Raw genomic sequence first — 26102 nt, 5'->3', positions numbered from 1 at the left:
CCTCACCCGATGATTTCATTTATTCGCTCATGACAGAAGCATTGCTCTCTTGAGCTTCCTGCCAAAGTTTGTGCAAAAAGAACTCAGCGCGATCGCTCATAGTGGTGACAAACACACCTATAGCATCCTTAGAACTATCTGATAGCCAAGAACCTTGCAGAGTGACTTCCATATATTGGGTATCGCAGGCACACAGAGCCATGATTTCTCTGTCATCTCTTTTTACCTCAGTTTTAAGCACTTCTACTTCTAGCAAATCAACAGGAAGCAAAAAGGAAGCGCTACTGGGTTCAATGCACAAACTCTGCCCAACTCGCAGGGCCAAAATCACTCGCTGCGCTACCCATTCTTCTAGCGACAGAGTGAAACATTCCAAATCAAAGCTGCTTTCAGTGTAAGTTAATTTCAGCATTCCTTATGCTCTCCTGCTATTCCAGGCTTGCTTGCATATTTATCCAAAACTGTTCGGCAAAAGAAATCGCGGGGTGAATTGGTGCTTTTGGTTTGGTACGCAGTTGCATACCAGCCTCAAATAGGGTGCGATCGCTTTTACGGGAGTTACATCTTTCACAAGCTGTGACTACGTTATCCCAAGTGTGAGAACCACCTCTTGATCGCGGCATCACATGATCTAGCGTTAGATGTTTGCCGCTACCGCAATATTGGCAACTGTGATAGTCTCGCCGCAACACTTCCCGCCGATTGGCTAGCGGAACTCTCCACATCCGCTCATTAGAAGTAACTGTTAAGCGAATGTGTTTTGGCACATCAATTACCAAACTGGATGAGTGAACTCGCCATCCGCCTTCTGTGGTAAAACCCAGCGGTTGAGCTTTGTTGGTTACTAACAGCACAATCGCCCGCTTGATATTGATCCGACATAGTGGCAAGTAATTTTGAGAAAACACCACCACAGATTGCTCTAACACTTGCATTGCGTTCGCGCCGCGCATTGAAGATATCGTCACAGCTTCACTCCTTATAAAAAAACCCCCGCCTCAAGTTTTAAGTGAAGCGGGGGTTAGAATTGACCGAAAAATTTTCTGGTCTCATATTGGTACAGTATTCTTTTGCCTGTACCCCCCGCTTTCTTCATCTAGTTGTGGTTTTGCAATCAGCCCACTAATGCTGAGATGTCTAAAATCATAATTACCCTCTGTGATTTGCCCAAAATTCCGGCTACCATCGCCCATAAATAAATACTCCACTTCCATAGCAGCTGATTCCCAACCGGCTCGGAAATTGGTAGCGTACAAAGAAGTGGAGATGGGGTAAATGGATTTCACAGAAAATTTCACCTATTGAACATTCCTTTAAACATACTACACTTGTATTACTATCCTGTCTATACCTTTAAGGAGAAATCAGTGATGCATACGATCGCTCGCACCCCAACTACCGATATGGAAGTTACCAGCATCCGCCTAGAGCGGGAACTCAAAGATAAGCTCAAAGAAATAGCTGGCAATCAGGGATATCAAGCTTTGATCCGAGATATCCTTTGGAATTATGTTCAGCAAAAATCAGGTGAGTGGAAGCCTCGATTTTCGCGAACTGACATTCGAGCTAGCATAGCTGCTACAGCTCAGCAAGAAGAACGCTGTGTACTCACAGGTCAACTAATTCAACCCCAACAACCAATGTTGTTAGGATTGACCAGGAATGGCGATATGGTTCCTCTGAGTGTTGAGAGCTTGGCTGGATAGTCTTATATTCAGGCGAATGCAGCCCAGTTATTAGTAAAAATAATTGTGCTGCATTTAGAATTTAGCCTGATTAATATTTTACTTAGAGTTACGGAGATAAAAGAGTAGGTTTAACAACCTACTCTTTTCAAAAAAAATGTAATAAAAATTTATTAAGTAAGCGAAATAATTTTACGTAATATTTAAGGGCAATTTCGCTGTAATTCCAGAGTAATTACGGTTTATGTATACTTAAAGACAGGATAAAGTTAGTAAATTATTTCAACATAGAGCAGTCAAAAATAAGCTAAATGAAGCATTTATAGGATATCTTGAGTATTTTATTACTTATCTATGAATGTAGCAATTTACTTGATTAAGCGGAAACTTGGCCATCTGAGATAGAAAAGGGCTATAACAGGTGAGAGAAAGTATTCATACAAGATTTGTCAATTATCAGGTATCAACACAATTAACGCTGAAGAATATGTTAAAAGGTTGGGTGCAAGAAGAATGGGGTTATTATCCGAGGGCGTGCCAAGAATGAGAAAGCCTTTATCGTCGCCGCCACATTACGTAGATGACATAGATCGACTACAACCTTACCAAGTTAAGCTGATGCAGCATCAGGAAGAACCTACCCGCCAGTTGGTGCAAAAGATTAACCAAATCATTGCCAACAGTTCAGCGATGGCATTGATGGTACAAGATATTGCCCAATTGCTAGGAATTACTTTTCAAGTAGATTGCTGCTGCTTGGTTTCAGTAACGGGTGAGAAATCCGACGAAGTGACTACTACTAATTGGTGTGCTGATGAGTATCTAGGGTTACCACACCCAGAAGAGATGTTTTCGATGGAACAGTTGCTTATGCACTCGCCAGTGCTGCAATGTGCTGCTGAACCATTAACTATTCAAGATATTTCGATCATTCAAAATAGTCTGGTAATTGGCTGTCAGTATTTGCCACTACCGATAAAAGCCGTTTTGGCAATTCCCACTCGGTTTGGTGGCAATAATAATGGGGTGATTAGTCTGATTAAATTCCAACCCTATGATTGGAGTGAATCAGAAAAACAACTGCTCAAAGAGGTAGAGTCGTCTTGCGCGATCGCTTTTTCTCAAGTGGCACAAGCTAAACTAATTACTCATCAACAACAGTATTTGCAAAAGAGCAATCAGTATCAAAGCTTGATCAAGCAATTAACTTTACTAAGTCGGAGCAACTTGGAGCTGAATCAAATGCTCCAGTTAGTTATCGCCTCTACTGCCGAATCTCTACAGGCAGATCGGGGTTTGCTTATACTACTAAAATATACAGATCCACTATTTAGGACTCAAGCTAAAAAACAAATCCCCAAAGCGAAAGCTACCGTAGGTGGTGAATGGGCTAGGGAAACACAAAATTACAGCACTACTAAACCAGATATCTTGAATCAGTCTTTCTTGATATCAGAGTGTAGTTTATGCCAGCGTGCCTTCATAGATTCTGTAAAACCAGTAATCTTTGATAACTATACAGAACAAAACGATACCTCCTGTGCGGCTCCATTATTTGCAATAAAGGAATTGCCTGCGGTATTATTAGTGCCATTAGAGAACCAAGGTAAAATCTTAGGATTCTTGGTGCTACAGCAATCTGTTACTCGCAGTTGGCAAGCAGCAGAATTAAATCTTGTAGAAATGGTTTGTGCTCAAGTAAGTAACGCCATAATTCAGTCACAGACATTGCGCCAAGTGCAAACTTTGGTAGATGAGCGGACGGCGAAACTCCAGAGTAGTCTCGAACTCCAGGCAAAATTGCATGAAAGAACCCGGCAGTATGTTGAGCAACTGCGGAAACTCAACGAACTCAAAGATGAATTTTTGAGCAACATGAGCGATCGCTTGCGCTATCCTTTGACAAACATGCTGATGTCAATTCGTAACTTACGTTTGCCAGGAATCGCGCCAGAGCGTCAGGTTCGATACATGGATATCCTTGAGCAGGAATGTACAAAGGAAATCAACTTGATTAATGACTTGTTGACACTACAGAAACTAGAGTCGCCTCACGAAGCTCCACAATTAGAAACTATAGATTTAAATACTAGAATAGAGGATATAGCAGCATCTTTTCAGAAAAAATTCCTAGAGAAGGGATTAAAGATTTCTGTAGATTTACCACAGAAGTCGCTAAAACTGCAAACGGAACTGGAAAGTTTTGATCGCATCCTCCAAGAACTGTTAACTAATGCCTGTAAATACACAGAGCATGATACCGCCGTCCATTTGGAAGCTGTTCACCGAGTTGATCAACAAATCGATCAAGTTATCATAAAAGTGACGAATACAGGACGTGCCATCTCTGAAGAAGAAGCGACCTACATTTTTGACAAGTTCCGTCGCGGAAAAGGACGCTGGACTCCAGGGGCTGGCTTGGGACTTGCTTTAGTCAAGTCTTTAGTGCAGCATTTGAATGGAACGATCGCAGTTGAGAGTCTCCAAATCTTGGATTCTGAACAGAGCGAAATTTGCTTCACCCTGACTCTGCCCCAATTTTGTGACGAAAGTAAACCCTAATTCTGAAAGTGACTAAAAAACAGAACACAACACAGAACCTTGATTTCCAGTCTCTTAGTAATGACATCATCCTCGAAGGGGATTTGACTGCTGATGCAGTCGCTTTGGCAGCTAAGGTAGAAATTCAAATTGAGAAAATAGCAGAGCGACAGCGACAAATCAGCGCTAAAGTCCAAATTCCCCAACCAGTGGAACTGATATGGAAGGTTCTGACAGATTATGAAGCCTTACCTGATTTTCTCCCTAACCTCGCCAAGAGTCGTCTAATTGAGCATCCCAATGGTGGAATTCGACTTGAGCAAGTAGGCTCCCAGCGCTTACTGAATTTCAACTTTTGGGCGCGGGCAGTTCTGGATTTGGAAGAATGCTTCCCCAAAGAAATTAATTTCCGCATGGTAGAGGGAGATTTTAAAGGCTTTTCTGGTAGCTGGTGTTTAGAGCCTTATTCCCTCGGTGAGTATGTAGGAACAAATCTTTACTACACAATTCAAGTTTGGCCTAAACTCACTATGCCAGTGGGAATCATTGAAAACCGCCTGAGCAAAGACCTGCGGCTAAATCTTCTGGCTATTTACCAACGTGTAGAAGAGTTAGCCAACAAAGAACCTTATCTATAATTAAACTATCATTCAGGAAAAATCCTGGATGATAGTTTTTATTTGTAAATTTGCAGAAAAATACACTTCTACTTTTTTAAGTACCCCCAGGGGAATTCGAATCCCCGTTACCTCCGTGAAAGGGAGGTGTCCTAGGCCTCTAGACGATGGGGGCATCGAACTCAGACCTTTTATAAGGTAACGAATTTCCTTGCCGTTGTCAACAGCTTTTGCCAAAAAAAGTTTGTGGCAGCTAAACTAGGTGGAGGCAAAAGCTTGAAGAGAATACAAAAACATGGAGACACAAAAAGAATTTCGTAGACGCTTGTGCGGGAAGCTGCAAGGTGCCTCAGCGTCTGGCACTTGGAATTTAAGGGGATGCCCAAATATAAAAAACGCTAAATTCAGCGAGGGGCAAAGGGTATGATGTTGTACCCTGTAGAGTTAATATCTTCAATTTTTTACAAAAGATTTTGAAATAAATCGCTCAAAATCTACAACATGGAAGCATCTTTTGAAATTACCCTACAGATGGCGATCGCTGTCCTTACAGGTATTAGTGCCCAAGTGCTGGCTGCATACTTTCGGATACCCAGCATTGTCTTGTTATTGCTGTTGGGTATCCTCTTTGGCTCTGATGGACTAGGACTGTTGCATCCCCATTTCCTAGGCACCGGACTGGAAGTTATTGTCGCCCTAGCAACGGCAATAATTTTGTTTGAAGGCGGACTTAACTTGGATCTGCGAGAGCTAGGCAGAGTTTCAGTCAGCCTGCAATTGCTCGTTACTCTAGGAACGCTGATCACATTGCTTGGTGGGAGTATGGCTGCTCACTGGCTGGGTGAATTTCCTTGGAACATAGCTTTTCTTTATGCTTCCATAGTCGTGGTGACAGGCCCGACTGTCGTTGGCCCCTTGCTCAAACAAATTAATGTAGATCGCCAAGTAGCAACACTTTTGGAAGGGGAAGGGGTTTTAATTGACCCTGTAGGAGCTATCCTTGCCTTCGTTGTCCTCGATACCATTTTGAACGGCGATGCTGGCCCCATCAATGCGATCATCGGTTTACTCATGCGCCTGGGTGTTGGTGCGGCAATTGGTGGTGCTGGCGGTTATCTGATGAGCTTGATTTTCAAACGCGCCAGTTTTCTGTCATTTGAGCTAAAAAACTTAGTGGTGTTGGCAATACTTTGGAGCCTGTTTACCTTATCGCAAATCATCCGCAGCGAATCGGGAGTAATGACAACAGTGGTTGCAGGAGCAGTATTTGCTAACTCCTCAGTCCCAGAAGAACGTCTGTTACGGAGCTTCAAGGGTCAGCTGACAATTCTCAGCGTCTCAGTGCTATTTATTTTATTAGCAGCTGATTTATCCATTGCCAGTGTGTTTGCTTTGGGTTGGGGTAGTTTATTCACTGTTTTGGTATTAATGTTTGTCGTTCGCCCGATTAATATCCTATTGTGTACCTGGAACAGCGACCTAAACTGGCGACAGAAACTATTTTTAAGCTGGGTTGCTCCTAGAGGAATTGTTGCCGCTTCTGTAGCTTCTTTTTTTGCGATTTCGCTGACCCAACGTGGCATTAACGGCGGTGATTCGATCAAAGCTCTAGTCTTCCTGACAATTATCATGACTGTTGTCTGTCAAGGTCTAACAGCTGGCTGGGTTGCTAAATGGCTGCAAATTACCTCTAAAGACGTAACTGGAGCAGTAATTGTGGGTTGTAATCCCTTGAGTCTTTTAATTGCCCGATTTTTTCAAGAACGGGGAGAAACCGTGGTCATGATTGATACTGACCCCCAATATCTTGTTCAAGCCGAGGCCCAAAATCTGCGGGTGATTGCCAGCAGCGGGCTGGATGCTGCTGTTTTGGAAGAGGCAGGACTTGCCTCTACGGGTACTTTTTTGGCTATAACAAGTAATGGCGAGGTGAATTTTGTTTTGGCTCAACGGGCGGCTGAGGAATTTAAGCCGCCGCGTGTCTTAGCTGTTTTCCCCCGTGATCCGCAAGCAAATACCTCGGTTAGTAATAAAGTTAATCAAGCTTTTATCCCAGACTTAGCGATTAAGACTTGGAATGAATATTTGAATGATGGGCGAGTCAAGCTGGGGATAACTACGCTAAATGAGTTGGAATTTTCCACTCAATGCGATCGCATCCAAGAAAAGATTCAGACTGGGGTGTTGATACCGCTATTGGTAGAACGAGAAGAACGCTTACAAGTAATACCAGCTAACCAAGAGTGGGAAGTTGGCGATCGGATTATTTACCTATTGCATGATCCCAGACCTAGCCTTTTAAAACGCTTATCTGGTGCTACCCAATCCACTCCCCTCTCTCTAGAAAAGTTACCAGAGGTTGAAGACCTATCCCTCGCCCAATTATCTGAAGTTTCCGCTAGTGAGGTTCCTGGGGGATGAGCAGGCTGAGGAAGAATATAACTCCTAACTCAGCACGGGCTAAACTATAGCTATCCACTAACAGCACTCTTTATTAGCTTTGGGAAGGAACAAACTCGCCTTCTGGTGGTTGTTGCAAATTACCAATTTCTGGTTTTGGCGCTTCTTGATACATTTGCCATTCTTGCCACAGTAAAGCAGATAAATGAACTATGGCAAGAATTAGTGTCGCCATCGAAATTAGATAACTGTGTATTGTATAAAGGTGTTCAACAGTAACTGTGTTAATTGCTCCACCCCCAGTCATAATGTCGCGCAGTTGTCCACCAATGAAAGGAATAGCTTCGATGGTTCCCAACTCAATGTTAAAACGCCAGTATCCTTTCTGAGTCCAATCTAGGATCATCGCTGTCCAGTCCAGCCCGATCGCACTTAAAGTTAACAAAATCCCGCTAATCCAAGCAGCCAGCCAACTCTTGCGAAATTGCCGACCGAAAAACATCACCACAATTTGAATCAGAGCGATCGCAATTACTGCGTTACCAGCAATATCATGCGCTCTCAGAAACAACCAGCCGTATGGCAGTTGTGTATTAATCATCTTCAATGAGTTATAAGCTCCGCCTGCTGTCGGTTCATAGTAAAAAGACAGCAAAACTCCCGTAGATACATAAATTAAGCACAAAGTAACAATAACGACCGATAATATCGTCGCTATTCGTCGCAAAATATTGTCGAACTGGGTGCTTTGCATGGCTCACCCCTCCTGTTCTTAACTAAGTATTTATTCTTATTACAATTTTAGCTAATAAATATTAATAAATGTTGCAATTCTTAGAAAAAGATAAAGTTTTTTAAATCTAATTTATTGCACCATTCTCAATGAGCCAACTAGCTTACCTCAGACTTAAGTCTGAGGCTAATAGCCCTAGTCCACTTAAGTGGACTAAAACTGTTTACTAGTCGTCTTTAGACGACTTTAACTTATTACTAGGCGATTGTTGAATTAGTACAGCGGGCGCGTAAATCCAGCTACCATCTCAATTAACCAGACAATTGATTGAGCAACTGGTTAAAGGTAGGCAAAGTGACGCCACAGTATACTAGTGCAAGATATCAATTAAATTAGATATTGCACCCAAGCTTTTAAGGGTTCTGCTGAACCATACCAGATCCCAGGACTTCTCGGAGAATGCCTCACACCTTGAATAACAAAATTTTCTGCGCCTTCTAAGTGAGCAGCTTCAATCGGTGTGATTCCATCTCCCCAAGTGTTACCCTTGCCACAGGTTAATTGGTAACTACTGTAAGCTAACCAGCTACCGCGCCGCCTTTCCCCAAAGATAGTTTTGCCAGCCACACAAACGTAACGAACGTTTTTGTAAAAAGCTCCTGGGTAGTTATTGGTCACAAAATCTAGATTAGAACGTGTCCAGCGTTCTTGGCTAATATGGGGTGTCCCTAAGGTGATGAGAGTAGCAACCAGGGGATGCGCTTCCCAAAGAAATGGTTTGACATCACCGCGTGCTAAGTAGGGCTTTTCTCCCATGTAGATGCGGGATATCCAACCTCCGGCTGAGTGACCAATCAAGTTAATTTGAGTAGCATTATATTGCTGCAATGTATGCTTGATTGTAAGATCAAGTTGTTGCAGAATCGGTGTTACTGATCTTCCTCCAATAGTGGGTAGCCAGTCACGCCGTCGCAGTGGTACTGTAACTGTGGGAAAATCTAACTCTTGTAGGAATTGTTCTAGTTGGCGGTAAGCGATCGCATTTTCTAGATATCCAGGCACAATAACTGTCGGTAACGGCATTTGAAATTTTGGATGCAATGATTGATGGTTTGAAACTTTTTTACGAAGAAGTAGTCAGATTCAGAAGCTAGAGTTGCGATTGGATGATTGACTCCTTTTATAAAAACTCAAATAGCTTTAGTGGATATTAGAATGTCAATAAAATTGTACAATGTGCAACAGTTTTAGGGAGCGCTGATGTGGTAGTATTTTCACATAGGCCCTAGATTCTGAAAAGCTAGTGTGTCATATATTACAGAAGCGTAGTAAGACTGGATAACAGTAGACAAAACCAGGCAACTTCGGCATGTGTTGTGATGTACTCAGACTTGTACGTTCACTTAAACTTTAAAAATATCCTAGATATTAATTTCAATTGTGTGCGTCATAACAGTAAAAATCAAAAATAGTAATTTTTCAAATATCTCTTTAGTAAGGTCAGATTTGAAAATATTATCCAGTGTCATTGATCAATGAAAAACCTGAATAAATGGCAATTTTGGCGTTTTGATTGCCAGCATCGGAAGTTATTATTTCCTTAGAGGGACGCATCTCTTGCAATATCTTGCAAGTCGAAAAGATAAAATCGCTAGTCAACTGCAACTGAGCCGAGTGAACGATAACAGCTATGTCTTACGTCTCCCTGTTTAAAAATATACCAGAAATCTTAAGCCAGCCAATTGGGATAGCAGCTATAGCTTCTCTTGGTATCCACGGTGCTATTGCGATGATTGTGCCATTGATGCCTATGGACTCTAACAAGCCCAAAGAAACATCATCATCCAAAACAGTTGGACTTTTGGAATTGAGTCAAGCCGACCAAAACCGTTTGCCGCAAAGCACATCCCAAGTTGGTTTACAACAATTACCTCCAGTAGCGCCACTTTCTGCCCCTAACTTTAGCGCCCAAACTGGATTGCCCCCATTGGCACCAGCGCCATCCAGTCAGCTAATACTGCCTCCGCTACCCCCATCATCGAATAACTATCGAGTCTCCGCTTTGCCTACAAGGCAGTCTATGCGGATGATTCCTAGTGAAAATTTGCGATTTGACGCTTCTAAATTTGACAGTTCTAAATTCAATACCAGCCCCAAATTCTCGCCATCAGTTCCTCGTTTGAATAATAGTGACACCAAATACCAGGTAGTTAAGCCACTAGCTGTAAGTTTGAATAATAGTGATACCAAATACCAAATAGTTAAGCCACTGCCTATTAATAGGTTGCCAGAGTTGCAGTCGCAGAAAATACCTGATGATATTCTGCAAAATGCCCAGTCTCCGAACCTATCTGAGGCTACCCCCATTCCAACAGCACAGGTAAATAGGACTTTACAGATGATGCAACCGGGTAATAATGCGTCTAGAATTGCTCAAAACCCGCTGATGAATTCTCTAAAACAAGCTCCAAGGGCTGGGGATAGTTTAACCATAAATAGGGGAACCATGCTCAAGACACCTGATTTATCTGGAAAAGGATCTGAACTTGCGATCGCACAGTTAGACTCCTACGCAAACCTGAGAAAAGAAGTCCAACAACAATATCCTAACGCTGAACAAAAACCAGTCATCCGCCAAACATTATCCACAGATAAGCCGAATCTTGAAGGTGCTGTTTTGGGTGTATTAGTGGTAGATCCTGATGGTAAGGTCTTAGATATCAAGTTTCAAAACAAGTTAGTTTCCCCTGAATTGCTTGTTAAAGCAAGGGAATACTTCAACAAACAATCCCCTAAGGGAGATAAACAGATTAGTTCCTATCCATTTAACCTACGTTTCCAAAACAACATTAGCAACACCACTGGGACTACTCAATTATCTGCACCGATAATCAATAACAATCAGTTTACCCCCTCACCAGCAAATACTTCTAAACCATTTCCAGAACTGCGAATCAAAAATAATCGGCCTGCCTCCTTGCCGATAGGTACTCTTAAACCATTATCTGCACCGGAAGTCAATAGCAATCAACCTACGCCCTCACCAGCAGTTACTTCTAAACCATTATCTCAACAACAAATCATAAACCAGCCCACGCCTTTATCACCAGCTACTACTTCCGAAATGTTATTGCTGCCGAGCGTCAATAATAGTCAGCCTACACCCTCTGTTGAATCAGATGGAAAATTAGTAGAAAGGTTGCGCGAAGTGAAGGAAAAGAGAGAAAAGTCTAATCTAGAAGAATAATTAGCAGCGGGTGATCTTGGATTAAGAAGCTAAAAGCTATGAATGATAAAGATTTTGAATTTATCATTCATCTTTCAAATATCGTTTTTAGCAGTTGACGAATTGGCGATCGCCAGTTCGTCACACTTAATTAGGTAGGTATAATTAAATATATAATAAAATCCTAGTTCATAGTGAGTGATTGATCCTCATAGCATGGTTTATCAAGACTAAAGTCCTTACGCTCCTGGCTTGGTGTTAACCTCTGGCAATGCGATGAAATTAACGCCTGCCGTAGGATGCCCAAAGGGCTGTAGGGAGAAGACCGCGCTAACTGACTACAAACACGCCTAGCTACTTCTAGCAAACTTTGAAGTTACTTAGAAGGTTTTAAGAAGGAAATGCACTTAGGGATTTCCTAGAAATAAATTCTCTAATATTGTGGGGTGGGCGTCTCGCCCCCCAATAATTAAAGGTAGGCAAAGACATCTACCCCACAAGAACTAAACGGTATTCCTACTTTACCAGCCTTGTTCTGCATTCTGAAAAACGTAAGCAGCTACCTCTAAAATCTCCTCAGGACTTAACTTGCTTTTAAAGGCAGGCATGGCATTTTTTCCATTTTGCACTTGATGGATAATCGCCTCGATTGAGTCACGATCATAATTTTCTAAGTACTTTGACAATGCTTCCTTTTTCAAGGTTTTCTGGCTAATAAGGATGTTACCACCACCTATATGGCAAGAAGCGCAGTTAGCCTCGAAAATTTTAGCACCGTTAGATGTTTCGGCAGCTAGTGCTGGACTAATGAATGTCAATTTGAATTGGGCGATCGCTAACAGTAGGATTAATAAAAGTATTCTCAACAGTATTTCCTCGCAACAAGCCTCCAGCAAGAGTATAAACGTGATTAATTCCTGATTAAGTCAAATTTGATCAAAAGTGGCGGTAACGAGTTCACACCTCCATCGCCACAGGTTGTTTAGCGTCTTTGGGGAGGATAGGACTTGTTACCGCCATTTCATGCATTTTGTGCGTCACTCTAGAAGTGTGGCGTCTTGCGATGAGCTAATTTCACTGAGAAATCATTTTGTGTCGTCAAAGGTTGGTATTTCTAGCCTTGGACAGTGATTGTACCAACCATGCCAGCACCACGGTGAGGTTCACAGTAGAAGGTGTAGTCACCAGCAGGTGCGTCTGCTGCAAAGGTGGTTGTTTCCTTTTGACCAGGACTCATGAGCAACTTCTTATGAGACAGAGATTTTGCTACATCGGCGCTCTTATCGGGGTTTTTGGCAGAATCGAACACAACATTATGGGGGGGAACTTTGTTGTTCACCCATTCAACTGTGTCGCCTGGTTTAATGGTCAACTTTTTCGGTTCAAATACTAGCAATCCTTTATCACTACCCAATTTCACCTGGTAGGTTTCAGCCGAAGCACTGGGAGTAAAAACAGCAAAGCTGCTAACAACTAAAAGGAGTGTCAACACAGCTAAACCAAGACGTCGCCAGCTTGCTGAAATCAATTTCATGGCTCTCTCCTAACAAATAATTTTTTTCCTTTCCTCATTTTAAATAAAATCAACACCAAATATGACAATCTGTCATAGATACAATTTTTTTTTAATAATGGGCAGCAATTTATTGCCAAAAACTGTGCAATCACTAATAAATACTAGACTGCGATCGCCCAAAAAGCCCGTGAAGAAAGGTAAACAGTCAAACAAGAGATTTTTATTTTTTCTTTAGGAATATTTTTACTTTTCAGAATTTTTTATGCACTAACCGTGAACATTTTGTGCTGTGGTGAGAACGAGAGCAGCTAAACTTTGGTAAAAACTAGGGATTGGGGACTAGAGACTAGGGACTGAATTCTTTCCAATCCCCAATCCCCAGTACCCAGTGCCCAATGACTCAGTACTAATTCCGGGATTTAGTAATAGATTTTTCCGCCTCCCCACTTAGTGCCAACGATTTTGGGTTGTAAGAGAATATGACCGGCGATCGCCCCCAAGTCATCATCCGTCAGATTTCGCATTGTTGTGAAAATATCTGCGCTTTTGATACTGGGGTGTATTTCGGAAATCTCTTCTTCCCCGTCGTAAGTAGTGGGATTTTTCAGGTAATCCACCAAGCCTTCAACGTTGTTACGGTTGGGTGTTGCCAATGCCAGATCGTCTGGAGTAAGTCCCACGTTCTGGTTTGTCTTGGTAACTCCCCCAGCATGACATTGGGCGCAAGCGTAATTAAATAAGCGTTTGCCTTCTTTGACTTGTTTAAGGCTAAGTACGGTGGTTTCACCTTCAGTATTGAATGGCACTGTTCGGGTAGCTTTGTCTAGTTCCACCGCTGTCGCGCTACCGACAAACAACTGAAACGAGAGTAAAACAGTGGCCACAACAACGCCAATTAGTCTTCTAAACATGTTTCCCCTTAAAAATTTTGACGCTCAACACAGCTAAGAAAGCGATTCTCAATCTCCAAGCTACTAATTGCTAATGACTCATTGTTTTTTATCATTAGCTATCAGTGATTAGCCAAAGTCCGAGATAACCCTTCAGGTGATCTCGTTATCACCCACCAAGTTGCTAGTACCTTTTGGGCGTATTTCAGACGATATTTGGGAAATAATTGCCTTTGCATCTTCTAACGCCAAACGGGTCTTTTGGTGTCTGTAGGCAATTCCCAGTTGGTTGCACAGAGAAAACACTTTTTCTACAGGAATGCTGTAGTCGGCTGCTATCTCTGCGATCGATAGGTCTACAAAACCCATAATGCTTGTTTACTGATAGATAGAGATTGAGTCGCTGTAATACCAATATCACGTTAGGAGTGCAATTTGTTGCCCGAAATACGGTTTGGGGATCGTGAGAGGGGAAGAGGGCAGGGGAGCAGGGGAGCAGGGGAGCAGGGAGGTGGGGAGTAGGGACAAGGAAAGAGTTTTCTAATGCCCCATGCCCCATGCTTAATGCCCTATGCCTATTAACCTTTTCCCCCAGTAAAGGTAACGCTTTGAATAAAGTAACGATTAAAAAAGGCGTAAATGCCTAAAGCTGGTAGGGTGAAGACCATAGAAGCCGCCATAATGTAGTTCCAGTAGCTGATATATTGACCTTTAAAGGTGTTCAGCCCCAAAGGGAGAGTAAACATTTCTGGGTCAAATAGGATAACTATAGGCAGTAAAAAATTATTCCAACTCCCCATGAACACAAAAACTGCCTGTGCTGCTAGTGCTGGTTTTGCTAAAGGTAAGACAATATGTCGAAAAATTCCAAAAGTATTTAAGCCATCGAGCTGGGCTGCTTCTTCTAATTCTTTAGGAAAATTAACGAAAAACTGCCGCATCATGAAGATAAAAGTGGCATTGACCATGCTAGGCACAATCATGCCTTGGTAAGAATTCAGCCAGCCGATCGCTTTCAAAATCAAAAATGTCGGAATTAGGGTGATTTGCGCTGGTACTGCCAGTACTGCCAGGATTAGGAAGAACCAAAAGCGCTTGCCCACAAAACGCAGTCTTGCCAAAGCATAACCAGCCATTGAATTTAATAACAAGTTTAAAAGCGTGACACTGACGGCAATCACCACACTGTTGAACAACCAGCGCCAAAACAGCGGTTCTTGCAGAAAGATTTGTCTGTAGTTGTCAAGAGTAAAAGTCTTGGGGAGAAAGTTGGGTTCACCACCGACAATCTCTGTTAGCGGCTTAAATGATGCTGAAAGTGCCCAGAGGAAGGGAATTAAAGTGACGATCGCATAAAGTGTCAGCAAGACGTACAACAAGACTTTGAGCCAGGATAAGCCAAAAATGTTAGTCAAATCCGTTCGCCTCCAAAAAGTCGCCGCTGAATCAAAGTGATGGCAATAATCACTGCTGCTAACAAAAATGCGATCGCAGCTGCATATGCCATTTGTAAATTCCGAAACACAGCTTGATAAATTAGCAGCACCACAGTTAAGGTAGCGTTGTTTGGCCCGCCAGTACCGCCAGAAAAGATGTAAGACTGGTCAAAAAGTTGAAAAGTACCAATCACCCCCACTGCTATCACAAAGAAGGTTACAGGCTTCAGCAAGGGAAGCGTAATGTGGATAAATTGCTGCCACCCATTTGCGCCATCGAGTTGGGCCGCCTCATAAAGTGTTTGGGGTATATCCTGCAACGCCGCCAGATAAATTACCATGAAAAACGGCGCAGTTGACCAAATGTTCATAATCATAATCCCTTTGAGCGCAACTGCTGGGTCACCCAACCAGTTATAAGTAGGTAGCCCCACAAAAGCCAGAAAATCATTTAGTAGCCCATTAGTGTTATAAATCCACATAAAGATGAGCGTCAGCACTGCTGAAGAAGTGACTGTGGGCAAAAAGTAGAGGATGCGCCACCAGTTTTTACCGCGAATCCCAGAATTCAGAGTTACCGCCAGAATTAAAGCTAGGACTGTTTGAATTGGCACAACAATGGCTACATATTCTGCTGTGTTTCTCAAAGCAATCCAAACCCTTTCATCTTCAGCTAATCGTGTAAAGTTCCGAAAACCGATGAACTCGTACTCAATACCGCCGAGGAGTTGAACTTTTTGCAAGGAAAGAAAAACGGCATAGAGAATGGGTAAGACTACAAAAGTTCCTAAGACCAGAATGGTAGGCATCATAAACATATACCCAGCCAAGTCTTCTGTGATGTTCCATCTGAGATTACTCCGCCGTCTGCTGATTTCAAACACTACTGAACCTCCACCTAATCTCGCACTAACCCGACTGTAGCGATGGGTGATGCATGATTATTTATCGTACTCTGTGTTCAGAACTCAAAACTTCGTGTTCAGAACTCGAAACTCCGTGTTCAGAAATTGAAACTTCGTGCTCAGAACTTGAAACTCCGTGTTCAGAAATTGAAACTTCGTGCTCAGAACTTGAAACTCCGTGTTCAGAAATTGAAACTTCGTGCTCAGAACTCGAAACTCCGTGTTCAGAACTCGAAACTCCGTGTTCAGAAATTGAAACTTCGTGCTCAGAACTTGAAACTCCGTGTTCAGAATTTGGAATTTCCAGAATTCCACAATAAGTAAAGAGTTAGCTTTAAGGAATATGAGACTCAACTATACTCAATTACGCGATCGCTTCCCACTCTCCATTTAAACTGAGTTTAGTAATAGGCGATCGCAACTAAATTAATTTATGAAAATTTGCCAAATATTTTTTTCGATAGGTGTAGCGTAAGAAAAAATACATTCTTGCCTCATCTATGCCTCATCTATCTTTGGTTGAGATAATTTCTTGCGCTGGAACTCCACTTTCTCTCGCTTGAGTACGCCCTAAGGAGTTTAGTAGTTGTTGCTTCACCTCTGGCTTTACTTGTTTGCCTTCGTCGGGGTCAATCAGTAGGGATTGAATAGTTTCAGTAACAGTTTCCTGAATGAGTAGCTTGAGTTCTTTTATATTCAAATCTTTGACTTGCATAGGTCGATAAATAATAACTGTTTACCTGATTGTGGCATTTAGCAGTCTTTTAGTGGAGGAGATAAAAGCGCTGTTAGGCAGGATGTTATTTTTATTCATCAGTCTCAGATACTACTTCTGCTGTCGCTTCATTCTCATAAATGTCAATGGCTTGTATAACCTGTTTAACTATTTTTGGGTGCAATATTTTTCCTTAATGAAAAGGAATCACTACCCTCACTTCTTCTCAAAAATAAATTCTGTGGCTTCCTTTGCTTCTAATTTGAATAAAGCCTGCATCTAATAATAGTTTTTCAGCTTCTGTTGCAATGAGGCGTGGCAGTTTAGGCAACTTTTACCTCCAAGGTTATTGTGAATGTTTCCTTGTTCTGAAGCGCCTGTTTTTCTGAATTTGACAAGGTTTCTATATAAAGCTTAACTGCTTCTTTAATATTTGCCTGTACTTCTTCTAGGGAATCACCTTGAGATTGACAACCAGGAAGTTCAGGACAATAAGCATAATATCCATATTCATCTTTTTCGATAACAATGCTAACTTTATACGACATATCAAAGTTACCTTTACTAGTTCAATAACTATTATCACCTCTCATCCCGCCCTTGGTCAGCCATTGGTAAAATCGAGGGGATAGGGCTGATGGTGGCGGTTTCAGTTGCACGGGAACGTTGATTGGTGAAGACGTTGTTTTGACAAATGCTCACTGTGTAGTTAACTCTGAAACCCGAAAAGTTAGTCAAGCGATCGCATTTGAGCCAAACTTAGTTAATGGTGTCGTCAAAAGTAAAAATGATATAGCTTATGCTACTGATATTCATTACGGCACAGACTTTAAAAATGGCGATTTAGCCGATTACGTAAACGACTGGGCAATTTTGAAACTCAACAAGCCTATCGGTAAAAAATATGGTTATTTTGGCTGGAAATCCCTACCATCTTCTACTTTTGTTGGAGATACAAAAAAATTCGCCTTAGTCGGCTACTCTGGCGATTTTCCCGACCCTCAGATAAAAGGTCTTGAAACTTATACTGCTGGTAAAAGTATGACTGCTGGCGTTCACCTGGAATGCAGTATCCTCCGCCGTCAGGATAATTTGTTGGTACCACAACTGTGATACTAATCACGGTGCTTCTGGAGGTGCAATTATCAGTAATCTAAACGGCAAATATTATATTGTAGCCCTCCACTCTGGCTCAAATGAGGTTAATGGATTGCTATTGAACCGTGCGGTGGAAATGTCTCGCTTAGATGAGTGGTTACAAGGGAATTAAGCAAGTAAGCTGTTCCATATTTAATTAGCATAATTAGGGCGGGGAAGACTTCGGCGTAAGCGCTCAGTTAAACGCCGCCTACCCACAACAGTTATATAAACTCTAAATATGCAAACCAGATGTGGTTTAGTTTACCAAGCCTAATAAATAGTAAATTTTGTTAATTGATTTTTACAAATGATCTTATATCTGCTATACGTCCTATTAAAATATGACTATAGTCATGACTATGGTTATTATGAAATCAATTTCTAAAAGTAAACTCAAATCCCAACTTCTTGAGTTCTTGCGACTTGTAGAGTCAGAGGGAGAAGAAATTGTAGTTACCGATCGCGGGAAGCCAGTCGTGAAAATTTCTAAATACGCACAAGCACCTTCAACAGAGGAGTTATTTGGGGAGATGCGCGGTAAAGTGAAGTACTTTGAGGATTTAACTACACCAACCACTGAGGAATGGGCACAATTGTGAAGATAGTCCTTGACACTTGTGCCCTAATCTGGTGGAGTTTAGATCCAGCCAGACTTTCTGAACAAGCTAAAGAAGCGTGCAACTACATGGAAAGGGATAAAAATGGTTTTGTCCCGTCCATAGCTATATGGGAAATTGCGATAAAAATCAAAAATAAAAAACTAGATTTAGGAGTTAATCTTAACGACTACGTAGTAACGCTGAAAAAGTCTAATGCCGTTCAGATTGTACCCATTGATGAAAATATTTGGATGGAAAGTGTCAATTTAGAATGGGGTCATCGAGATCCAGTAGATCGAGTTGTCGTCGCACTAGCCAGAAGTAATCAAGCTGCAATAATTACAGCGGATAAAGAGATAGCAAATTTCTACTCAGAAGTGATTTGGTGAAAGTAAGAAAAATTGCTTACTCCATCGCCCTAATTTGCTGATTAGCTTCATTCTGTGCCTTCAGCATCGCTTGATTTAATGGTTGTTGCCCAAGCAAAGTGCTGACAAACTGATTATCAAAGTTATTCACGATCGCCCCTGGATATTTACCTACCTGCCAAGGTGTAGCATAATTGACTCCAGCCACTAATGGCGATCGCAACGGGTCTTGGTCATAGCCCAAATTTTTTGCAACTGATTTACGTGTTGGTAAAGCAAACCCTTTTCCTGTCCACTTCTGCATCCCTTCTTTACCCGTGAGATAGGAAATCAACTCCCAAGCTTCGGCTTTGTGCTGTGCTTGCTTGTTCATCACATAGGCAACAGTAAACACCATCGTGCCTTTTTTGTCATTAATAGTAGGCACTGGTGCGGTAGCAAACTCTAATTCGGGAAAGGTTTCAGTTAGATAGGGAATTGCCCAGTTACCTTCAATCACCATTGCCACTTTACTCTGACCAAACATTTCACTACCTGAGTTTGTCCCCACATCAGATTTTTGGGCAGAGGAGTGGTCTTTTTGATACTGGTCTACTACCAACTCTAAACCCTGTAAACTTGCCGCACTGGAAAAGTTAGCATAACCATTTTGATCAACAAGTTGTCCACCAAATGCTTTAATTTTATAAGCCTGACGCGCCAATTCGGGAATTTCTCCAAAGCCGTATTTGTTAATTTTGCCTGTTAATTGTTTCGAGTAGTTACGTAATTCCTCCCAAGTAGCTGGCGGATTACTCAAGCTTGCGGCGGCGAATGCTTTTTTGTTATAAAACAGAGCAAGGGTAGAATAGTCTTTAGGAAAACCGTAAATCTGGTTTTGATATTTGAAACTGTCGAGTAGGGTATCCTCAAAATCCGTTAGTTCAAATTCGGGAGTGATGTAAGCATCTAATGGTTCCAGAACATTCTGACTCATCAAGAAAGGAGCTTCCAGCGCATCCAGATAAAAAACATCAGGCGCAGCTTCCCCAATTAAACGAGTTTTGATTACATCCATGTATTGGTCGGAGATTACCTCATATTTCACCTTAATAGTTGGATACCGTGCCTCAAAGTCTTGCAGCACCTGTCTCAAAAGTTTTTGCTCAACAGGGGAACCTCCCCAACCACTAAGTTTAATGCTGACTGCGGTAGACGCTAAGGGTTTGCTTGGTAATTGTAGACTGTGACAAGCAATGATGGCGATCGCGATCGCCATCACCAGCCCTAAAAAATTAAACAATCTTTTCTTGATCACGGACAAATAACAGTCTCTCTCACCTCACTTATATCTTGTGTTATTAATGAGTGAGATTTTACTTCTGTGAAATTTTTGTTGAAAATTGCAAGCTGAAATAACCAAAACTTATCAGGAATATTAATGAAAGCATACTGAGTTTCTCGACAACCGGATTTATATCAGGATGTTTTACTCATTAAACATACATTATGGATTTTGTTCAGGTTGAAACAACTCCGCCACTAACTCGAGAAATTTCCCAAATTACCTTACCACCAACAGCACTCTCTCCAACCTCTCGAATTCCCAAGGATACTATTCGCACAAGTCTAAAAGCCTCCACTACAGATTCTGTCTTAGCAGCGGTTTACTCCCTTGGAACTGGCGGGATTTTACTCAGCAATTTCTTGGTAGAATTGGGTGCTAGTCCAGTGGTATTTGGGATGGTTTCCTCTATCCCCATGTTGGTCAATCTGGTTCAGCCGTTGGGTGCTTACTTGTCTGAACGCAGTACCAGCCGCTTTCAATATTCTCTTCGGACACACGGAATTGGTCGGCTGCTATGGCTAGTTCTAGTAATCAGTATTGCAGGCGTAAGCTGGGGAGTGGTTAATACTCACCAGTTAATGATCTTGACACTTTTGATTGTCCTATTTAGCAATCTTTTAGGAGGACTAGGAACGGCATCGTGGTTAAGTTGGATAGCAATGATAGTTCCTAGGCAATTGCGAGGCAGGTATTTTGGCATACGCAATAGTGCTGCTAGCCTCACGAATTTGGTTTGCCTACCAATGGCCGGTCTAACTGTATCACATTGGTATGGTGGAACTCTGCAAGGCTATGGGGTGATTTTGCTGGTAGGCATCGTGTTTGGAATTATGGGATTAGGGTGTCAATATTTCCAAGTGGATATGAATCCGCAATCGCAAAACACTTATTATGACAAGTTACCTCAAACAAGTGAGATTCAGCCAGAGGTTGCTAAAGATGAATCTTCTGAAGTCGCTCAATCAATTCATCCACCACAAAACCAATTAGCTGATAGTTTTTGGAAAAACTCTAACTTTTTGATATTTCTGCTGTATTTCAGCTTCTGGGCGCTTGCTGTGAGCCTCAGCGAGCCTTTTTTTAACCTCTACATGCTGGACAGGCTGGATTTGGATGTGAGCTACGTGACTATCTACAACAGCCTTCAGGCGGGGGCAACTTTGCTAATGCTCATCCTGTGGGGCAAATTAGCAGACAAGATAGGCAATCGTCCCATCCTCATCTGTATTGGGATTTTGGTTGCAGCCGCACCACTGCTGTGGCTGGGGATTGGTGTTAATCACCTTGACATCTGGTTGTGGTTACCCCTGTTACACATCTTGAGTGGAGGGACTTGGGCGGCGATTGACTTGTGCAGCAACAATATACAATTGGCGATCGCACCAAATAAAAATCAGTCTATCTATTTTGCGATCGCAGCTGCCGTTGCTGGAGCTAGTGGTGCTTTGGGCACAACTATCGGCAGCTTCATTATCCAATTTGCTCAGTTTGGAGGCTTACTGGGGTTGTTCGCCCTCTCTAGTCTGTTCCGACTAGCAGCGCTTGTTCCACTGTTTTTTGTCAAAGAGCCGGGAAGATGAGGGAGTGAGGAGTTATGAATTTTATACTCATAACTCCTCACTTTTAGCTGCTCACTTTTGACTATTCTGCTGCGGTAGAAGTCAAGGACATTGTTTCCCACAACACCATATGAGGTGTTGTTAGTACAGGCTGATGTAGGGCAATCAGCTGGGTTAAGGTGTTCTTTAATTGGGTACGGGGTACGATATCATCAACAAAACCGTGCAGGAGCAAATCTTCAGCAGTCTGAAAATCATCGGGTAATTTTTCGCGCAGTGTTTGCTCAATCACTCGCCGACCAGCAAAACCAATGGTTGCCTTAGGTTCTGCCAAAATAATATCGCCCAGCATTGCAAAACTTGCGGTAACGCCGCCCGTGGTGGGATTTGTCAAAACGGGAATATATAATAGTCGGGCATCTTTATGGCGCTGTAGGGCTGCGGAGATTTTTGCCATCTGCATCAGGGAGAGCATTCCTTCTTGCATTCTCGCGCCACCGGAGGTGCAGACGATAACTACAGGATACCGCCGTTGAGTGGCTTGCTCAATCATTCGGGTGAGTCTTTCTCCCACGACCGAACCCATACTACCACCCATGAAACGGAAGTCCATAACCCCAAGGGCAATAGGCAAACTATTGATTTGACCCAAACCAGTTTTAACTGCGTCTATTAAGCCAATTTTATCCTGCATTTCCCGCAGGCGATCGCTGTAGAGTTTGCGATCGCGGAATTCTAGCGGATCGGTTGGACGCAAATGCTCGTCCAGCGGTTTCCAGGTATTATTATCTATCAATTGACGGATGCGCTCATCGCTGTCTACCCGATTGTGATGACCACATTCTACACAAACCATCTGATTGGCTTTCAGGTCTTTTGTGTATGTCAATACACCACACTTAGAACATTTATTCCATAGACCATCGGCAATTTCACGCTCTTGGCGTTCAAGGCTGGTAGATCCTGATTTTCGTCGATTTGCAAACCAATCAAATAGAGACTTTAAACCGCGTGATTCTTCGTTGTTAGCCATTTTTTATTTTATTTTAAGTGGGTATGAGGTCGAAAACATGTCAAACCGTATCGGGTTGTCCTTAGCCTTTTGTCATTTATCTTTATTAATGACTCATGACTACATCGTCAAACTTCGCTTTTAAGCAATTCAGACCTTAATTTTCATCTTTGGTTGCCAGCTTAACGAAAATACTTATGCCAATACAAGTCTCTTAGTCTTTATTTCAGCAGACTTAATTATATGGACGTACTGACAAAGCTATGAGAATACCAACCTCCAAATAAGATGCTCTCCCCTCCTACCCAAATCAATTATTCGTATTGCTAGGTTATGAACAAGCAGCATCTATTGCACTAGTTGTGCTTGCCAACGGTTAATCGTCGTTAAGAGGGTAATACAAGTCACAAGCTGAATATTATCAAAATATGAAGGGCAGATGGGGTAATGCTGGTTACAGTCACGAATTATAAATATTTCTTATGTAAGGGCATTGGGAAGAGGCAGAGGGGCAGTTCTTGCTGGGAAGCAGACGATAAAGAGATAATTATTATTCTCCCCCTTGCCCTCTGCCCCCTGCTCCCCTGCCTCTTCCCGAATCCTGACTCCAATATCAAGAGGCTGGAAAAAATAACCGCAGGTAGCTAGACAAAATGGCTTCGCCGCTAAATAAGGTAATCACAGATCCTAAAGCCAGAAAAGGGCCAAAAGGCATCTTTTGTCCTAACCTTTGTCGCGATGTCTCTTGAGTCACGGCTTCTCTACGAGACGCTTTGCGAATGCGTCTACGCATAATAACACCGCTGCCGACTAACGCTCCCAGCGCACAGGCAATAAAACTAGCCAAGAGCAAATATTTCCAGCCTAACCAGGCTCCCATCATGGCTGCTAACTTGGCGTCACCCGCACCCATTGCAGCTTTACCAAAGGCAATTGAACCCAATATGGCAATCGCATCAAACAGCCATAAACCCAATACTGCACCAACTATCGCCATCATCAGGTGATTTACCAATGTTACCGAACTAGCCTCTGGTAAAAAACCAACCACCATTTGAAACAAAATCCCTACCACTAAACCCGACTGAGTAAGTGGATTGGGTAGAGTCATTGTATCTAGGTCGATAAGCGATAGCGCCAATAACCAACTACAAAAAGCCCAATAGCCTACTGTTAAAGTCGAAACTTGAAATACTAAAAAAACCAGTAAAAAAATTATGCCCGTTACCCCTTCTACTACGGGATAACGGGCAGAAATTTTGCTTTTGCAATATCGACACCGCCCTCTTAACGAAATCCAACCAAATACTGGTACATTATCGTAAGCTTTTAACTGGTTTAAGCAATGGGGACAACGAGAAGGCGGCCAAAGAATTGATAATCCAGCAGGTAGCCGATAAACAATAACGTTGATAAAACTGCCAATAGATGCACCCAAAGCGAAGACCATTACACTCGCCAAAACGGCGAACAAAATGTCCATATAGTCCTTTATCAATTGTCCTGTGTCATTTGTCGTTTATCTTTTGTCCTTTGTCGAGAGTTAATCAATATTGACTCCCGATTCTGGCAATTCTGGATTTTAGATTTTAGATTTCTCTTTCAATCCAAAATTCAAAATTCAAAATCTAAAATTGAATGACTTCTGACTTTTGACTCCTGACTAATACATATGCGATTCAATTTGACTCAAGGGCACAAAACATTCTTGAGGTAAGAGAACTGGTTGGTTAGTAAAAATAACCTTACCTCGATGATTCACACGATTAATTGCCACACCGGAAGGTTGCCCAGCTATTTCGGGATGTACTTCGCAGTGAGTATAGTATATCTGCCCAGCAGCTCTGATTACAGCGGGATCAATCAAAGGCGATTGGTTCTTCGGGGCGGTAAAATTTACTTGACCTTGTCGTAATGCGTACACTATCGACTGTTCTTTGATTGCTAGATTTCCCTCTAGTCTACCCGAAACTTATAGCAAAGGTTGCCAAATTGCCCAGGTTGCACTTTAAAAACTTGTAATTCCTAATTCTGTAACAGAAAGCGGATTTAGACCCCATTTGAAAACTTAGCTACCTGTGGAGGTAGAGGTCTGAAACGCTATGCTTAATTACAATGAAATTATTTTGTTTCAAGAGCTAGAATCAGTGCATTGCCCATAGCACGGCAACCCAAAAGATTTTTTCCAGGAGAAATTATATCCCCGGTGCGATCGCCTTGCTCTAAAACTTGCAATACGGCTTGTTCGATGTGATCTGCCGCTTTTGGTTGGTCTAAACCGTAGCGTAACATCATCGCCACACTTAAAACCTGTGCTAGAGGATTTGCCTTATCAAGTCCGGCAATATCTGGGGCGGAACCATGAACTGGTTCAAATACACCAGGGCCAGAAGCGCCCAAACTAGCCGAGGGTAACATCCCAATACTACCCGTAAGCATCGCAGCAGCATCAGAGAGAATATCACCAAACAAATTGCCTGTGACGATGGTATCGAACTGCTTGGGAGCGCGTACCAACTGCATAGCAGCATTATCTACATATAGATGAGAGAGTTCGATATCAGGATATTCCGTACTAAGTTGGGTGATGCGATCGCGCCACAACTGAGATACTTCTAATACATTCGCCTTATCCACCGAACAAAGTTTTCCACCGCGTTTTTTTGCCGCTTCAAAGGCTACCCGCCCAATGCGTTCAATTTCCGATTCCGTGTAAACCATTGTATTTACACCGCGTTTTTCACCAGTTTCTGTGGCAAAAATCCCTTTAGGTTTACCGAAGTAAATCCCACCAGTGAGTTCGCGCACCACCATAATATCCACGCCTTCCACAACTTCGCGTTTTAAAGTCGAGGCGTCGATTAGCTGGGGCAAAATTTTCGCTGGGCGCAAATTGGCAAATAATTCCAAACCTGCACGTAGTCCTAACAAACCTGCTTCTGGGCGTAAATTAGATGGTAGGGAATCCCACTTATAACCACCAATGGCGGCTAATAACACAGCATCACTATTACGGCAAGTCTCTAGAGTAGCAGATGGTAGGGGTTCGCCTGTAGCATCAATTGCTGCACCACCAATGAGGGCATCTTGGAATTCAAACTTCAGATCAAATTGCTTCCCTACGACTTTCAGCACATCTACCGCCACTGCCATAATTTCAGGGCCAATGCCATCGCCGGGGAGTAGAGTAATCCGGTAATTCTGGGTCATAACTGGTTTTTACTCGGTAAATGCTTGCAGATTAAATATCATACCTAGCAAAATGTACCGATGGAGTTTTTAATTTATTTAGGTGCGGCTCTTTTGATCCAAAGAAAAACGTGCTATCCTATGCTTTCCGACGTATTCGCCCTCAATGGGCAAAACGAGGAAAGGAAAACTAGGAAAAACAGAGTCAGACTCATCAACATATCTGTTCCTAAATTCACGTTTT

The 26102-nt window shown here is 42.3% G+C and carries 26 protein-coding genes, 1 tRNA gene and 1 pseudogene; 9 read left to right on the top strand and 19 right to left on the bottom strand.

Features of this window, described 5'->3' with window-relative positions:
* Positions 1-19: 19 nt before the first annotated feature.
* The 3 genes from V7K21_RS09615 to V7K21_RS09605 form a co-directional block, all read right to left on the bottom strand.
* On the bottom strand, positions 20-412 hold the full coding sequence (locus V7K21_RS09615; RefSeq protein WP_335173665.1) for an alr0857 family protein: 393 nt from the start codon (positions 410-412) through the stop codon (positions 20-22).
* 16 nt (positions 413-428) lie between these two features.
* Entirely contained in the window at positions 429-935 is a 507-nt protein-coding gene (locus V7K21_RS09610) for an HNH endonuclease (RefSeq protein WP_335173700.1), read from the bottom strand.
* A gap of 114 nt (positions 936-1049) precedes the next feature.
* The gene (locus tag V7K21_RS09605; RefSeq protein ID WP_335173663.1) at positions 1050-1298 is read right to left on the bottom strand and encodes a hypothetical protein; all 249 of its coding nucleotides are present in this window, start codon (positions 1296-1298) and stop codon (positions 1050-1052) included.
* A 72-nt stretch (positions 1299-1370) separates the two neighbouring features.
* Between V7K21_RS09605 and V7K21_RS09600 the strand changes: the two genes are divergently transcribed.
* The 3 genes from V7K21_RS09600 (at position 1371) to V7K21_RS09590 (ending at position 4864) form a co-directional block, all read left to right on the top strand.
* Entirely contained in the window at positions 1371-1706 is a 336-nt protein-coding gene (locus tag V7K21_RS09600; protein WP_273765967.1) for a hypothetical protein, read from the top strand.
* Between the two features lie 522 nt (positions 1707-2228).
* Positions 2229-4247, top strand: coding sequence for a sensor histidine kinase (locus V7K21_RS09595; protein ID WP_335173660.1), 2019 nt, complete (start codon positions 2229-2231; stop codon positions 4245-4247).
* An 8-nt stretch (positions 4248-4255) separates the two neighbouring features.
* Positions 4256-4864, top strand: a complete 609-nt coding sequence (locus tag V7K21_RS09590) for an SRPBCC family protein (protein ID WP_335173659.1) — start codon at positions 4256-4258, stop codon at positions 4862-4864.
* Between the two features lie 81 nt (positions 4865-4945).
* Here V7K21_RS09590 and V7K21_RS09585 read toward each other — a convergent pair.
* Positions 4946-5018, bottom strand: a tRNA-Glu gene (locus tag V7K21_RS09585).
* A gap of 326 nt (positions 5019-5344) precedes the next feature.
* On the opposite strand from V7K21_RS09585, the gene V7K21_RS09580 reads away from it, so the two are divergent.
* Positions 5345-7264, top strand: a complete 1920-nt coding sequence (locus tag V7K21_RS09580; RefSeq protein WP_335173658.1) for a cation:proton antiporter — start codon at positions 5345-5347, stop codon at positions 7262-7264.
* 73 nt (positions 7265-7337) lie between these two features.
* On the opposite strand, the gene V7K21_RS09575 is transcribed toward V7K21_RS09580, so the two are convergent.
* Both V7K21_RS09575 and V7K21_RS09570 read right to left on the bottom strand, forming a co-directional pair.
* Positions 7338-7997 carry a cytochrome b N-terminal domain-containing protein gene (locus V7K21_RS09575; protein WP_335173656.1) on the bottom strand — a complete coding sequence of 220 codons (660 nt, stop codon included), beginning with the start codon at positions 7995-7997 and terminating at the stop codon, positions 7338-7340.
* A gap of 366 nt (positions 7998-8363) precedes the next feature.
* Entirely contained in the window at positions 8364-9059 is a 696-nt protein-coding gene (locus V7K21_RS09570; RefSeq protein ID WP_335173654.1) for an esterase/lipase family protein, read from the bottom strand.
* Positions 9060-9666: 607 nt separating this feature from the next.
* Here V7K21_RS09570 and V7K21_RS09565 point away from each other — a divergent pair.
* Complete coding sequence (locus V7K21_RS09565; RefSeq protein WP_335173652.1) at positions 9667-11223, top strand: hypothetical protein; 1557 nt, start codon at positions 9667-9669, stop codon at positions 11221-11223.
* 500 nt (positions 11224-11723) lie between these two features.
* On the opposite strand, the gene petJ is transcribed toward V7K21_RS09565, so the two are convergent.
* The 8 genes from petJ to V7K21_RS09525 all read right to left on the bottom strand — a co-directional run bounded on the left by petJ (position 11724) and on the right by V7K21_RS09525 (position 17212).
* The gene (gene petJ, locus V7K21_RS09560) at positions 11724-12068 is read right to left on the bottom strand and encodes a cytochrome c6 PetJ (protein WP_273765975.1); all 345 of its coding nucleotides are present in this window, start codon (positions 12066-12068) and stop codon (positions 11724-11726) included.
* Between the two features lie 248 nt (positions 12069-12316).
* The gene (gene petE, locus V7K21_RS09555) at positions 12317-12736 is read right to left on the bottom strand and encodes a plastocyanin (RefSeq protein WP_335173650.1); all 420 of its coding nucleotides are present in this window, start codon (positions 12734-12736) and stop codon (positions 12317-12319) included.
* A 401-nt stretch (positions 12737-13137) separates the two neighbouring features.
* Positions 13138-13629 (bottom strand): photosystem II cytochrome c-550, encoded by a 492-nt coding sequence (psbV, locus tag V7K21_RS09550; protein WP_335173648.1) that lies wholly within the window; start codon positions 13627-13629, stop codon positions 13138-13140.
* A gap of 132 nt (positions 13630-13761) precedes the next feature.
* Positions 13762-13977, bottom strand: coding sequence for a hypothetical protein (locus V7K21_RS09545; protein ID WP_273765979.1), 216 nt, complete (start codon positions 13975-13977; stop codon positions 13762-13764).
* Between the two features lie 209 nt (positions 13978-14186).
* Complete coding sequence (locus tag V7K21_RS09540) at positions 14187-15023, bottom strand: carbohydrate ABC transporter permease (RefSeq protein ID WP_335173646.1); 837 nt, start codon at positions 15021-15023, stop codon at positions 14187-14189.
* Positions 15020-15928 carry a carbohydrate ABC transporter permease gene (locus V7K21_RS09535; protein WP_335173644.1) on the bottom strand — a complete coding sequence of 303 codons (909 nt, stop codon included), beginning with the start codon at positions 15926-15928 and terminating at the stop codon, positions 15020-15022. The genes V7K21_RS09540 and V7K21_RS09535 overlap by 4 nt, the downstream gene beginning before the upstream one ends.
* A 526-nt stretch (positions 15929-16454) precedes the next feature.
* Positions 16455-16664, bottom strand: a complete 210-nt coding sequence (locus V7K21_RS09530; RefSeq protein WP_335173643.1) for a hypothetical protein — start codon at positions 16662-16664, stop codon at positions 16455-16457.
* A gap of 323 nt (positions 16665-16987) precedes the next feature.
* Positions 16988-17212, bottom strand: coding sequence for a type II toxin-antitoxin system HicB family antitoxin (locus V7K21_RS09525; protein WP_335173641.1), 225 nt, complete (start codon positions 17210-17212; stop codon positions 16988-16990).
* Positions 17213-17321: 109 nt separating this feature from the next.
* Between V7K21_RS09525 and V7K21_RS09520 the strand changes: the two are divergent.
* From V7K21_RS09520 to V7K21_RS09510, 3 genes and pseudogenes are all read left to right on the top strand, one after another.
* A pseudogene (locus tag V7K21_RS09520) lies at positions 17322-17777 on the top strand (trypsin-like serine peptidase); the annotation flags it as partial.
* 368 nt (positions 17778-18145) lie between these two features.
* On the top strand, positions 18146-18403 hold the full coding sequence (locus tag V7K21_RS09515; RefSeq protein WP_335173639.1) for a type II toxin-antitoxin system Phd/YefM family antitoxin: 258 nt from the start codon (positions 18146-18148) through the stop codon (positions 18401-18403).
* Positions 18388-18792 carry a type II toxin-antitoxin system VapC family toxin gene (locus V7K21_RS09510; RefSeq protein WP_335173637.1) on the top strand — a complete coding sequence of 135 codons (405 nt, stop codon included), beginning with the start codon at positions 18388-18390 and terminating at the stop codon, positions 18790-18792. The genes V7K21_RS09515 and V7K21_RS09510 overlap by 16 nt, the downstream gene beginning before the upstream one ends.
* A 16-nt stretch (positions 18793-18808) precedes the next feature.
* On the opposite strand, the gene V7K21_RS09505 is transcribed toward V7K21_RS09510, so the two are convergent.
* Positions 18809-20029: an ABC transporter substrate-binding protein gene (locus V7K21_RS09505; RefSeq protein WP_335173698.1), complete on the bottom strand. Its 1221-nt coding sequence runs from the start codon at positions 20027-20029 to the stop codon at positions 18809-18811.
* A gap of 230 nt (positions 20030-20259) precedes the next feature.
* On the opposite strand from V7K21_RS09505, the gene V7K21_RS09500 reads away from it, so the two are divergent.
* Positions 20260-21678, top strand: a complete 1419-nt coding sequence (locus V7K21_RS09500; RefSeq protein WP_335173635.1) for an MFS transporter — start codon at positions 20260-20262, stop codon at positions 21676-21678.
* Positions 21679-21739: 61 nt separating this feature from the next.
* Here the strand turns inward: V7K21_RS09500 and accD are convergent, their stop codons facing one another.
* From accD to leuB, 4 genes are all read right to left on the bottom strand, one after another.
* Complete coding sequence (gene accD / locus V7K21_RS09495) at positions 21740-22690, bottom strand: acetyl-CoA carboxylase, carboxyltransferase subunit beta (protein WP_335173633.1); 951 nt, start codon at positions 22688-22690, stop codon at positions 21740-21742.
* A gap of 592 nt (positions 22691-23282) precedes the next feature.
* On the bottom strand, positions 23283-24152 hold the full coding sequence (locus V7K21_RS09490) for a prepilin peptidase (protein WP_335173631.1): 870 nt from the start codon (positions 24150-24152) through the stop codon (positions 23283-23285).
* Positions 24153-24332: 180 nt separating this feature from the next.
* Positions 24333-24593, bottom strand: a complete 261-nt coding sequence (locus tag V7K21_RS09485; protein ID WP_094329947.1) for a hypothetical protein — start codon at positions 24591-24593, stop codon at positions 24333-24335.
* Positions 24594-24790: 197 nt separating this feature from the next.
* Complete coding sequence (gene leuB, locus V7K21_RS09480; protein ID WP_335173629.1) at positions 24791-25879, bottom strand: 3-isopropylmalate dehydrogenase; 1089 nt, start codon at positions 25877-25879, stop codon at positions 24791-24793.
* Positions 25880-26102: the final 223 nt, after the last annotated feature.

It is taken from the genome of Nostoc sp. (assembly GCF_036919595.1).
Lineage (GTDB): Bacteria > Cyanobacteriota > Cyanobacteriia > Cyanobacteriales > Nostocaceae > Nostoc.
This window is presented reverse-complemented; position numbering and strand designations above follow the sequence as displayed.